The sequence below is a fragment of the Leptospira alexanderi serovar Manhao 3 str. L 60 genome, assembly GCF_000243815.2.
GTDB lineage: Bacteria > Spirochaetota > Leptospiria > Leptospirales > Leptospiraceae > Leptospira > Leptospira alexanderi.
On the sequence record NZ_AHMT02000016.1, the window covers coordinates 100001 to 112500 of the forward strand.

A 12500-nucleotide genomic window follows, 5' to 3' on the forward strand; every position below is an offset into this window, starting at 1 on the left:
AGTTACTTGCACTTAGGTCTGAGTCCCGCATGAAAAAATTTCTCTTTATTGTCGCCTGGACCGCGTTCCATCTGAGCATGGAAGCGGAAAATAATAAAGTAATAAATTATCTCGTCCCTGTTAAAACCGATCAACTAGAAAACAAAATCACCTCTACCTTTGGAGAATCCAGGGGAGATCACTTCCACAATGGAATGGATATTTCTTCCATAAACGAATCCGTAATTGCAATGGGGGATGGAAAGGTTTTGTACAGTCGTTATACGGAGGATCATCCTTTCGAAGACGAACTGGGAACCGGAAATTCGGTTTGGCTGGACCACGGATCCGGAAATTTTACCGCCTATTACCACTTAAAAGATAGCAGGATTTCTAAATTATTAAAATCTGATTGGATCAAAGCCGGTGATAAAATCGGAGTCAGTGGCAATTCCGGTCACTCAAGCGGAGCCCACCTTCACTTTGTTGTGCTTCGTAAATACGGGCTAGAAATTTTGGATCCTATGAAATTTCTTTCTCCAATTCCGGACAACACTCCCCCTGAAATTTCAAGCTTACTGGTTCACGTGAACGGAAAGTTTACAAACATCAATGATGGCGATAATATCAACCTCTCAAGAGAATTTCCCTTCACGGTTTCGATCGTAGATGCAGGAGAAAAAAAATCCCAAAGAAGGGGAGTCAGTAAGGTTCAATTCTTTCTAAACGGTGAAACGCTTCGATCCGCCGATTTCGGAGCATTACAGTATTATTCTTCTGAGTGGAAAAATCCGGACGGTTTTTCCTTTATAAATCTTTATCATAAAGACCAGTATTTAATCGGAAATCTGAATTTAAAGTCCGGTGAAAATACAATCAAAATAGTCGCCTGGGATTTTAGAGGAAACATGAATGAAAGAAGTTTCACCTTTTATGTGAATCGTCTTTGACATAAACAAGCATTCCACAAGCGGAAAAGCGTTTGAGGAAAATTGTTCCTTTATCAAACTCTAATTTATTTTATAGCTCAATACATAAATTTGTTACCGGCAATAAACTATAAAAAATCTCTATAAAATCCCAAAATAAAAGATCAAACTTCTGCACCAAAGAGAGCAGTTTGTGTCATTCGATAAAAGTACGTTTTATAGAGATTTCTCTATAATCTATTTTTTACCTTTGGAATATGCCGGAACTGCCGCAAAAAGATTGCATGTCGTCTGATCGTCATTCGCTAGTACCGTGCTAGCCGCAAACATATAATTTCCAGATTCATCATCCTTAAAAGTCGATGCACAATAATAAGGCCCGCCGATCAAGCCGATGAAATTGAGAACGAAAGATTTTGTAACGCCGTTATTCGCACCAGTATCGAAAAATACAATGGGAAGGGTTACGTTATGTCCGTCATAATTCCCTCTGCAATCAGTGGGGATCGTTTGCGTTATTTCGACGTATATTTGTTGGGACTGACTAAAGGGAGGTATTGTCAGGCCCGAAAGTCCGCCATAGGTGCTCATACAATTTACCTCAGTAGCCGCAAGGGTCCTGAGTGTTAATGCGGTTTTGTTATAAATTGTCAAGAAAAACCCGTGTCCCGCAAAAGTCTGCGATGCAACCGTCATTACTACTCGGACGCATGAATAAAATACTATGATAAACTATTTCGAAAATTAGAATGTTGGAATCTTCCTCTAAAAAGTCGAGATTTCCCGATTTGACTTAATTTTTGAGAACCGTTGTACTTTTGCAAAACCGACCGCTTATTTTCGAGTATCATTTTCATGCGTCCGAGAATTAATTTTTCAACAACTCTATTCGTAACTTTAAGTTCTCCTATAGGGCTTTTGATGATTTTCCATCCAAAAAGGCAACTTTCCGATCAAGTTACACCAAACGGTCGTTCGGCGAGATTGCCTTCAGATGAAAAATTCATTTTATAGAAACGCCTTAAAGGACTATCGAAAATTTCCGGAGGCGGCCTTGTTGTAAACCTTCATCTGTTCCCCAACGGAGTAAAAAACGGAACGATCTCCTAAAAGATCCGCCAATCGGAGAAAGAGTTCATTGATCGGTTGGATCGAATACGTATCGTGAGCACGAATGACTCTTTTTTCCTCCCTATTTTCCACGATGTGAAAATAAACGGAAGATTCTCCCTTATAACAGGCAAGTAAAGCGTACAATTTCGGAATCAGTTCTGGATCTTCCGTGTGTCTTTCTTCCAGTCGAAGATGAAGTGATTTTTCGAGTTTATCTTCAATCGTCGCATCATCTAAAATTTCGATATTGTTAACTTTAACCTGTCCGCGGAGTTCCGTATCCCCCACTTCGATTTTGTCCAAGTCCCCTTTGATAAAGATTGCTTGATCTTCTTTTATGAATTCCTTATATTTCTGATACGTCTTTGCGAATGCGACACATTCGATCTCTCCGGTTCTATCTTCGAGTTTGAAATTTGCGAATTCTTCGTTTCGTTTACTGAGTTTTATGTTCTTGGAAGAGATAATTCCCGCAACTTCCACCTTACTTCCCGATTTCAGGTTGTCGAATTTTTCAATCGGAATCGTCTTTAAACTTTTCAACTGTTTTTCGTATTTATCAAGTGGGTGACCGGAGAGATAAAGCCCGGCGACCATTTTCTCCCGTTTGAGTTTTTCGTCGATTTCCCATTCGAGCGCGTCTTTCGGAAGATTGAGCGTAAAAGAACTTTCCGTTCCCCCAAAAAGAGAAAATTGTCCTTCGTTTGCCCTTTCCTGCTCTCTTTGAGCAAAAGTAAGAATAGAGTCTACGGATTCGAAAAGGCATTTCCGAGTGTATCCAAAAGAATCCAAAGCTCCCGCTTGGATGAGAGCTTCGAAAACCTTTTTATTAATCAACCTCGTATCTATGTTGAGAGCAAAGTCCTGAAGAGTTTTGAAACTTCCGGCCTTATCTCTTGCTTCGATGATGCTGTTTGCCGCGGCCTCACCCACACCTTTCATTGCGGAAAGTCCGAACCGAATCGTGGTATCGTCGATCACATTGAAAGAGGCTTGTGATTCGGAAACGTCCGGATTGAGAATTCGAATTCCCATCTCTCTCGCGTTGTTAATGTATTTTACGATATCAGTTGTTTTACCGTGATCCGATGCAAGAAGTGCGGTAAGATATTCGATCGTATAGTTCGCTTTTAAATAAGCGGTTTGATACGTAATGATCGCGTAAGCTACCGAATGGGACTTGTTAAACCCGTAACCACCAAATCTTTCCAATTGTTCGAAGAGATCTTTTGCAACCTTTTCTTGAATGCCTTGTTTTATGGCCCCTTCCACAAACTGGTATTTAAGCTTTTCCATAAGATCAGCTTTCTTTTTTGCCATCGCCTTCCGCAATACGTCCGAATCTCCGACTGAAAATCCTCCGACAACTCGGGAGATACTCATCACTTGCTCTTGATAAACGGGAACTCCGAAAGTCTCTTTCAGAATCGGTTCGCAAGAAGGATGCGGATACGTGACTTGCTTTCTTCCGGATTTACGATCCAAATATTCGTCCAACATTCCTTCACCCATAGGGCCGGGACGATACAATGCGATCAAAGCGACAATCTCGTCAAAGTTGTTCACTTGACTCTTAGCAACTAGATCGGTGATCCCCGTGGATTCTAACTGGAATATACCGAGTGTGTTGGCTTTTCTAAGAAGCGCATATGTGTTCGCGTCATTGTAAGAAATTTCGTCGAGATCGATTCGAACCCCTCTTCTTCGTTCGATAAGCTTGATCGCGTAGTCCAAGGTCGTTAAGTTCTTCAGACCTAAAATATCCATCTTGATCAAACCAATACTTTCTAAGTTGTTCTTATCGTATTGGGTCACGATGGATCGAAAGCCCGGTCTTTCTTTTTCCGCAACCGTGGAAAGTGGAACGACTTCTTCCAATGGATAAGGAGAAATCACAACACCGGCAGCGTGCCTTCCGGGCTGACGATAGTTTCCTTCAAGTCTTTGGGCGATGGCAAAGATCTTATGATTGATATCGTCTTTTTCAGAAAAGTTTTTCAATTCGGAAGAAGTTGTGAGCGCTTCCGCAATGGACATCCCGAGTTTGTTCGGGAATGCTTTGGTCATCTCATTCGCCTCTCCGAAAGGAAGATTCAATACGCGAGCAACGTCTTTGAGAGCAGCTTTTGCCGCGAGAGAATTGAACGTGATAATTTGACCGACTTTTTCTTCCCCGTATCTTCTGCGAATGTAATTGATGACTTCTTCCCGTCGTTCCACACAAAAATCGGTATCGATATCAGGCATATCCTTACGATCGGGATTTAAAAATCTTTCAAAAAGAAGATTATGCTGGAGAGGTTCCACATTCGTGATTCCGAGCGCGTAGGCTACGATGGAACCTGCGGCAGAACCTCTTCCCGGACCGACAGGAATTCCATTTCTTTTTGCATAATTGATATAATCCTGAACAATTAAGAAGTAACCGGCGAACTTCATATTCTTAATCGTATTGAGTTCGAAGACGACTCTATCTTTGATTTCCGGAGAAAGGTTAGGATACTTTCTTCCGATCCCTTCCCAGATCAATTTTTCAAGATAAGAATCAGCATCGTATCCTTCCGGAACCTCGAATTCGGGGAGAAGATAGTTTCCGAATTGAAGTTTCAAATCCACTTTATTACTAATTTCTAATGTATTATAAAAGGCTTCCGGGATTTCGGGAAAAACCCTCGCCATTTCATCCGGACTTTTTACATAGAATTCTCCGTTAAAGCCGAATTCCATCGGGTCTGTAATACGCTTTTGCATCCCGATTCTCAGAAGAATATCCTGAGCCTCTTGATCGTCTTTTTTTAGAAAATGAGAATCGTTTGTAACTACTAAAGGAATGCCGGTTCTTTTTCCAAAGTCGTAGATTTGTTTTGCCACAGTCATCTGTTCCGGAATTCCGTGGTTTTGGATTTCCATATAAAAATCCTCTTTACGGAAGATCTCATTTAATTTTCCGGCTAATTGAAAAGACTCGTCGATTTTTCCTTCCAGAATCTTCCGATTGACTTCACCCGCAAGACAAGCCGTCAAACAGACAAGGCCCTGATTGTGTTGAGCGAGGAGGTCATAGTCAATTCTCGCCTTTTTATAGAAACCTTCTGTATAGGATTTGCTTGAAAGACGTATTAAATTTTTGTAACCTTCCTCGTTCTTCGCAAGAAGGATCAGATGATATGCACTTCCGTCCGCGATCTTTACCATCTCCGTTTCCTGCTTTCGATTCGGAGAAACGTAAAACTCGCTACCGATAATCGGTTTGATACCTTGTTTTATCGCTTCATTGTAAAATTCAACGGCACCAAACATGTTTCCGTGGTCGGTCATCGCAACCGATGACATACCTTGCTCTTTGACGTGCTGCATCAATTCTTTGATACGAATGGCTCCATCGAGCATGGAATAAGTCGTGTGCAGATGTAAGTGGGCGAAATCCTGCATTATAAGGGACATAATAGAATTTTAGTGAACCCGACGTCAAGAGTCTAATCGACAGAAATCTATTGGTTAGACAGAATTCTTAAACTTTTATAAGAAGAGAAATTTCCATTCGAGTATGGAAAATGGAAGCGCGGATTTTATGGGAAAAACCGGCGGTCAAATATTTAAGAAAAATACCCTTCCTAAATTTCGCACTCTAACAACCATGGCCGCTAGAGTAGTGGTTTTCTTTAGGTCCTTGTTTGGAATATTCCAAAAGATCAATGCTTTCGCTCTCGTATCCCATGTTATACATAAGAACTTCTCTCCATCCATCACCGTCTTCATCAAATACATTGAGAATGGTTCCAAGGTCTTTAAAATTTAAAGACATATGCTGATATTCGGATATTCTCAGAGCGCTGGATTTGCTGGGATCAATAACCTCAACGAGCATATTTTTATCAGGACAAATCCAAGCACTTAACAGAAAAACAACTTTGTTTTTTAATTTCCATTGCGCGCGTACATAGAGCCGAGGTCGTTGGTCAGGTGTCAGTCGAAGAGTTTGCACATCATAAACAAATTTGCCCTCGCCGTGTGCGAGTCGCTCATCGTATGTTTTCCATTCTTGAACTCAAGATTCTTTTCGTTGACTAGAATACTCAGGCTTTAATTCCTTTCGAACTTTTATCAACTCTTGCTGCATTCGTTTCTGAAGGATCATTTCCAGATGTTTTTTGATTGGTGCCGACGCATTCAGTTTAAAATCTTTGTTAATAAATTCTACCTATGAACTGGAAGTTCGTTCTTTCTTGTCTGCGGATTTTAATTGTATTTCCTCTATTTTCAGGTAGTATTTCTCACGAATACTTTTGAATGTAGTTTGCTCGTTTTTATCAATTAAACAAATCGTAGCGATTGACCAGTCACATTGCATATTTGCCACCGCAAATTTTTCAATGGTGTGTCGTATTACGATTGGTCCTGATGCTCAAAGAGTTACGAGCGTGTAACCGTTCAAGCAACACTGGATATTGTTTTAGGAAAGTTTCATCGGCTTTCCATAAAAACATCCCTGAAAATCCCCTGGCAGTTTCCGCAGAATCATCTTGTTTGAATCCTTGCTTCTCGAAACCCTCTTGCTGATTTTCGTTTTCATTGCCGGTTGGTACAAGAAAAATGAACCTTTTATCATCACATCGAAATGCAAGGGATATGAGGATGAATTTTGAGACGGTAAAGGTGAAACGAACAAAGCCATTCCAAAAATAAAAACAAAAATTTTCTGTGAGATAAATCTGAAATTAGCTATAATCGATTCTTCTTAACCCTTCGGCGGCAACGGTCCCAACTTATCCAAAAGCATCCGATTGACGAGTTCAGGATCCGCTTTCCCTTTGGAAACTTTCATCACATAACCTACAATGGCGCCTAATGCGCGATCTTTACCACTTTTGTATTTGGTCACGGCGTCTTGATTATTAGAGATCGCCTCGTCCACAATTCTTTCGATTTCCTTATCGTCTCGGACCACGATTAGGTTTTTTTCGACGACGATGGCCTCGGCATCTTTATCGGAAGTGAGAAGTTCTTCAAAAACCGTCTTGGCGATTTTTCCGGAAATTTTTCCATCCGCAATTAATTTTACGAGTCCACCGATCCTTTGAGCAGAAACAGAGAATTCAGAAATCGTAATACTTTCTTTATTTACTACACCAAGAACTTCGTCTTTGACCCAGTTGGACGTCTTCTTTGCATCCCCGGAAACTTTCAAAGCGTCTTCAAAGTAATCCGCAATTTCTCTTTCGGCAGTCAGAACTTCGGCATCGTATTTTGGAAGTCCTAACTTTTCCACAAAACGATTTTTTCTTTCGTTCGGCAGCTCGGGCAATTTCGAGCGAACAGATTCCACCGTTTCTTTTTGAAGAATGATTACCGGAAGATCTGGATCCGGAAAATAACGATAATCGTGACTCATCTCTTTGGTTCTCATCGTTACGGTTTTATTTGCCACAGAATCCCAGAGTTTAGTTTGTTGTTGGAAAGTTTTTCCTTCGAGCGCCATTTCAGTTTGCCATTCTACCTCGTAATCGATTGCCGCTTTGACCGCTTTGAAAGAATTTAGATTCTTAATTTCGACTCTGGTTCCGAATTTATCCGAACCTTTCGGTCGAATCGAAACATTTGCGTCGCAACGAAGAGAACCTTCCTCCATGTTACAATCCGAAACGCGAATATATTTTAAAACCGACTTCAAAGAATTAAGATAATAATACGCCTCATCCGAAGAACGCATGTCAGGTTCCGAAACAATTTCGATGAGGGGAGTTCCTGCTCTATTTAGATCGACATACGACTGAGGAATGTTCGGGTCCGCAGAATGTATCAGCTTTCCCGCATCCTCTTCCATGTGAATCCGAGTCAGTCTCACATAACGAGGAGATTCTTCCCCTTTGATCGTAAAAGTGACTCCGCCTCCAGTACAAATAGGTTTATCGAATTGAGAAATCTGATAACCTTTTGGAAGATCGGGATAAAAATAATTCTTACGATCGAATTTAGTAAATAAAGCGATATCACACCCGAACGCAATCCCCGCCATGATAGCTTTTTCCAAAGCGGACTCGTTGAGAACCGGAAGTGCGCCCGGCAATCCCAAACAAACCGGATTGGTTTGTGAGTTCGGAGGAGAACCGAACTTGGTCGCACTTGTAGAGAATATTTTCGATTCCGTATTGAGCTGTGCATGAACTTCCAGCCCGATGATCGTTTCAAATTCCGCCAATTGTATCTCCTTTTCCGGATTGTCATCCAAAACCGATTGAGGATTCTTATCCTTAATCCCTGGAGAACGACCCTAAATGTAGTCTCGAGAAAGCGGAATCTACGGGCAACGGATTTTTTATGAAACAGATCCTCTGTATTGCAAACCAAAAAGGTGGAGTTGGCAAAACAACAACGACAGTACATCTTGCCTTCGGGTTGGCCCTCAAAGGAAAACGAGTCGTCCTTTTGGATCTGGACGCACAAGGCAACGCCACCTCTGTTTTCATCGAGAAGAATTTTCCTTATTTCAATTCGGATGAGGGAAGAGAAAAAAGTCTCTATAAAATTTTTAGAGACTCAGGCGATCTTAGGGACGTTTTGATTCCGACTCGAATCCAAGGTTTAAAGATCGCTCCGTCTCATTCTTCCCTCTCAGAAGTAGATGTGATGCTCTCAGGGAAGATCGACGGATTTTTTCATCTCAGAGATTCTCTGGAATTTATCAAGAACGAGTTCGATTATGCGGTCATCGATTGTCCTCCGAATCTTTCCATGATTACTCTCAACGCGTTTGTCGCGTCGACCGGTTTGCTCGTTCCTTTACAGGTTTCTAAATTTTCTCTCGATGGAATCGAAGCGATCTTGGAAGCTCATAAGAATATCGTAAAACGATTTAATCCTTCTCTTCAAATTTTAGGCGCCTTGCTTACGATGTTCAATCCCAGAACGACTCTTTCTCAAACTCTCGAACCAATGATCGAACCTTATTTGAAATTGTTTTCATCTAGAATTCCGCCTTCCGTTAGCGTGGAAGAAGCCCACATGATGAAACAAACACTCTTCGAATACCAACCGAAAGGCAAGGCGGCTAAATCTTATCAGGATTTTGTGGAAGAGGTTCTTGCACTTGGCTAAAAAGGATCTTTTAAAACAAGCCGCAGATGCACATGTTCGAAAGACATTGGGCGGAGAAACGATTCAGAATGAATCCGTCGCATCTCCTTCTTCATCCGAGCCTAAGGCGGAGTCTTCAAACGAGAATGTTGTCGCTTCGGAAGAATTTGTTTCTTCAGAAAGTGAAACTTCTCACGTCGAGCAAAACCAAAACCGATCTTATAACAAAGAATCCGATTCTTCCGCAACGAAATCGGATGAATCTTTCACAACGACGTATCCAAGGGAAAATTCTCCGATTCGGAATTCATCCTCTTCCGAGGCAAGAGAGGAAAAACATTTGCCCAAAAAGAACCACCTCCACAGGATAAGCAGTGTCATGAGATTGGAAGACTATACAAGACCGGAATCCACCGAAAGAGAAGGTTCCTCGCGTTTCTTGAAAATTGCGGGAATAATTCTTTTAGCGTTTGCCATTTGGTTTTTCTGGCCCGCAAAACACGAAATCTATATGGACATCGATAAGATGACTCCCGAAAAAGTTTCCGGAATGAGTTCTCAAAAAGAATATCATTTTTCTCATGGGCAAGATTTCTTTATCTATTACAAAAAGGGTTGGTCCACTCCGAAACGAGTTCGTCTTTCTATCTATCGCACTGACGGCGGAAAAGAGGAATTTTCAGTTCAAGAAAAAGATTTCCGTAAGAGTTTCGAAAAATTCCAAACTTACTACGATGATACTTTTTTTGATCAACAAGGTTCTTATGAAGTAGAAATTCGAGACGAAGACGGAGAACTACTCGTAAATAAAAAATTTACTATCGATTGAATCCCGCAAACGATTGAATATATAATAGAAATCGAATGAACTCAAAATTGAATTTTTTTCTCGGAAGAATTTCCGTTTTCCCACTCAAGAACGTGGTTGTATTCTTTGCAGTTGCCTTCTTGTTCTCTTGTATCAAAGAGCCGATTCCCGCAAATGTTCCCGCCGGAGCAAAGTTTCAAAAAGAATTCAACACATACGTTTTTTCCGAACCCAAAAGAAGAAGAGTCTATTACGACAATGGAAAAATTTATCAAGATTGTTCTATAAACGAACTTGGTCAAGAGAACGGTCTTTGTAAATTCTATTCCAAATACGATGGTCGTGTATTAGCACAAGGTAATTTTGAAAACGGGGTTCGCAGAGGAAAATGGATCTGGAACTTTGACAGCGGCAATATTTATATCCGCCAGAATTTTGGGAAAAGTTCCCGCAAACCCGAAGTAATGATGAATGGAGACGAAGGAAACGAAGAAGGCCTCTATGAAAGATTTTACGAGAACGGTCAAGTTGAACTCAAAGGAAATTATACGGAAGGTTATAGAAACGGTCTTTGGCAGAAATATTTTCAAGACGGCGAATTGGAATACACCGGTTATTATAAAAACGGACTGAAGGTAAGAACCTGGTTTTATTATTATCCAACTCATAAAACGGAAGCAATTGAGGTTTTCGATGACAACGGTGGTTTTACTTCCAGAACGACGTATCTTCCTGACGGAACGATCAACTGCAAAATCAAAAAAGGTTTCGATTCAGTTTGCCAATCCTTAACGCATTTTAAAAAATAAAAACCGTGAAAACGATCTGCGGAATTTTTTTCCTTCTCGTAGTCTATCTCAGTTTCTATTTTTCACTGACCATCTTTAATCTTTGGATTTTGCTTTCTGCGTTCTCAATAGTTCATATAGGATTTTTTCAAACTTTTAGAGAGTATCTAAACTTAAAGTTTTACCTTTTTGTTACAATTCTTCATTTATTTGTCGTTACTTGCCTGAATCTTTATTTTCGACAAGTGGGTTGAATTATTAGTCATCTCTGAAAAAGTGTCGAGAAGTCGATTTAAAACGAGAAAAGACGGAAATGAGTAGATTCTAAAAGATGAACTTGATATCCTCTGAATGACGATTGTTCCCTTTGTGGCCTAAATTCGCTTAAACTTCTTTTCGGTAGAAAAAGCCTCTATTATCTTTTCATCCACTCCAGAAGCTATCTCAAAAATACTTTATCTTTGTTTAAAACGCCGATTCCAATCATTCTAAGATATTTTTGAGATAGCTTCCTAATCTATTTCGAAATAGGGTTATTTTAGTTTTTCAGATATTTTCTGATTTCATTTTCACCGGGCTTTACGTGGTTTTTTTGACTCTTTCCGGTGATTTTGTTTTTCAAACTTTTCCTTTGGAAAGCGTTTTATGAACGTTATTCCTCATTTCACGACTTTTTCAGGGACGAGTAATTAACAACCAATCTCTTTGTAACGAACCTTTAAAGTTTAAACTTGTTTTCGTTGGACGGCTAATCATTTTCGAACCAATCTCATAAATTTAGAAGATACTTTACTTCTTCGAAAAAGATTGGAAACTTCTTACAAAGAAAATTTCTCAATTTTTGAACCGGTAATCTATCATAGATACGATAAATAGAAAGCCCATATCTTGTAAATCTTACAGTTATCTCCTTAAAAAGGAACAGAACTCCCTCAAAGGACTTTATGACGCAAGTTATCACAAAACAAATCCACGAAACGTTTAGTTAGAACCGATTGTGTAAGCAAATACAGAAGTTTGTATGCTTTCAAAGATAAGGGATTATAAAAGAAAAGATAAACAGGAGATCCTTTAAGATCTCCTGCATCTAAATTGTTTTAGATTTTTGGACCAAAAGCAGTGAAATCGAAATCTTTAGAACCTTCTGCGTACTGCTTAAAGTTCTTAATGAACATTTCCCCTAACTTCTTAGCAGTCGCATCGTAAGCAGCTTTGTCAGTCCAAGCCTCTCTCGGATCTAGTATCGCGCTATCGACTCCGTTGATTGTCTTAGGATAAGCTACTTGAAAAACCGGGTGAGTCACGAACTCGGACTTCTCGATGTTTCCGTTTAAGATTTCATCGATGATTTTACGAGTGGAAGGAAGGTTCATACGCTTTCCAACCCCGTAAGATCCGCCTACAAGACCAGTGTTCATCAAATACGCTCTTACATTATGCTTTTTCATTTTCTCACCGAGTAACTTAGCATATTTGGTCGGGTGAAGAGTCATAAACGCAGCCCCAAAACAAGCAGAGAAAGTAGCGGTAGGTTCTTTGATTCCTCTTTCAGTTCCCGCAACCTTCGCAGTGTAGCCGGAAAGGAAATGATACATCGCCTGTTCAATGCTTAATTTGGAAACAGGCGGAAGAACTCCAAACGCATCATACGTTAAGAATATAATGGTTTTTGGATGTCCTCCTTTGGAAGGAACTTGAATATTATTGATGTGAAAAATAGGATAAGAAACACGAGTGTTTTCTGTTTTTGCGGCGGAAGAATAATCCACCACTTTCGTTTGAGGATCGTAAACCACATTCTCCAGAAGA

General features: G+C 40.2%; 10 protein-coding genes (1 of these 10 cut by a window edge). 5 read left to right on the plus strand and 5 right to left on the minus strand.

Annotation, left to right across the window (positions count from 1 at the left end; translation table 11 throughout):
* Window positions 1-29: 29 nt before the first annotated feature.
* The gene (locus LEP1GSC062_RS05395) at window positions 30-929 is read left to right on the plus strand and encodes a M23 family metallopeptidase (protein ID WP_039941259.1); all 900 of its coding nucleotides are present in this window, start codon (window positions 30-32) and stop codon (window positions 927-929) included.
* A gap of 216 nt (window positions 930-1145) precedes the next feature.
* Here the strand turns inward: LEP1GSC062_RS05395 and LEP1GSC062_RS05400 are convergent, their stop codons facing one another.
* From LEP1GSC062_RS05400 to gatB, 4 genes are all read right to left on the minus strand, one after another.
* Window positions 1146-1604 carry a hypothetical protein gene (locus LEP1GSC062_RS05400; protein WP_010577214.1) on the minus strand — a complete coding sequence of 153 codons (459 nt, stop codon included), beginning with the start codon at window positions 1602-1604 and terminating at the stop codon, window positions 1146-1148.
* Window positions 1605-1937: 333 nt separating this feature from the next.
* On the minus strand, window positions 1938-5453 hold the full coding sequence (gene dnaE / locus LEP1GSC062_RS05405; protein WP_010577215.1) for a DNA polymerase III subunit alpha: 3516 nt from the start codon (window positions 5451-5453) through the stop codon (window positions 1938-1940).
* 196 nt (window positions 5454-5649) lie between these two features.
* The gene (locus tag LEP1GSC062_RS05410) at window positions 5650-6006 is read right to left on the minus strand and encodes a hypothetical protein (protein ID WP_039941261.1); all 357 of its coding nucleotides are present in this window, start codon (window positions 6004-6006) and stop codon (window positions 5650-5652) included.
* Between the two features lie 753 nt (window positions 6007-6759).
* Entirely contained in the window at window positions 6760-8220 is a 1461-nt protein-coding gene (gatB, locus tag LEP1GSC062_RS05420) for an Asp-tRNA(Asn)/Glu-tRNA(Gln) amidotransferase subunit GatB (RefSeq protein WP_020983611.1), read from the minus strand.
* A gap of 119 nt (window positions 8221-8339) precedes the next feature.
* Between gatB and LEP1GSC062_RS05425 the strand changes: the two genes are divergently transcribed.
* The 4 genes from LEP1GSC062_RS05425 to LEP1GSC062_RS05440 are packed head-to-tail and all read left to right on the plus strand — an operon-like array spanning window position 8340 to window position 10945.
* The gene (locus LEP1GSC062_RS05425; protein WP_010577219.1) at window positions 8340-9116 is read left to right on the plus strand and encodes a ParA family protein; all 777 of its coding nucleotides are present in this window, start codon (window positions 8340-8342) and stop codon (window positions 9114-9116) included.
* Entirely contained in the window at window positions 9109-9924 is an 816-nt protein-coding gene (locus LEP1GSC062_RS05430) for a hypothetical protein (RefSeq protein WP_010577220.1), read from the plus strand. The genes LEP1GSC062_RS05425 and LEP1GSC062_RS05430 overlap by 8 nt, the downstream gene beginning before the upstream one ends.
* 35 nt (window positions 9925-9959) lie before the next feature.
* Window positions 9960-10712, plus strand: coding sequence for a toxin-antitoxin system YwqK family antitoxin (locus LEP1GSC062_RS05435; protein WP_010577221.1), 753 nt, complete (start codon window positions 9960-9962; stop codon window positions 10710-10712).
* A 5-nt stretch (window positions 10713-10717) separates the two neighbouring features.
* Window positions 10718-10945 (plus strand): hypothetical protein, encoded by a 228-nt coding sequence (locus tag LEP1GSC062_RS05440; RefSeq protein WP_010577222.1) that lies wholly within the window; start codon window positions 10718-10720, stop codon window positions 10943-10945.
* Between the two features lie 843 nt (window positions 10946-11788).
* Here the strand turns inward: LEP1GSC062_RS05440 and pckA are convergent.
* On the minus strand, window positions 11789-12500 hold the 3' end of the coding sequence (gene pckA, locus LEP1GSC062_RS05445) for a phosphoenolpyruvate carboxykinase (ATP) (protein WP_010577223.1). It continues 884 nt past the right edge of the window; 712 of the gene's 1596 nt are visible here — the last part of the coding sequence; its start codon lies beyond the right edge, outside the window; the stop codon is at window positions 11789-11791.

Coding starts and splice junctions, on each gene's coding strand:
- LEP1GSC062_RS05400 (WP_010577214.1), bottom strand. CDS start 1,604: ATGACGGTTGCATCGCAGACTTTTGCGGGACACGGGTTTTTCTTGACA.
- LEP1GSC062_RS05395 (WP_039941259.1), top strand. CDS start 30: ATGAAAAAATTTCTCTTTATTGTCGCCTGGACCGCGTTCCATCTGAGC.
- LEP1GSC062_RS05425 (WP_010577219.1), top strand. CDS start 8,340: ATGAAACAGATCCTCTGTATTGCAAACCAAAAAGGTGGAGTTGGCAAA.
- LEP1GSC062_RS05435 (WP_010577221.1), top strand. CDS start 9,960: ATGAACTCAAAATTGAATTTTTTTCTCGGAAGAATTTCCGTTTTCCCA.
- dnaE (WP_010577215.1), bottom strand. CDS start 5,453: ATGCAGGATTTCGCCCACTTACATCTGCACACGACTTATTCCATGCTC.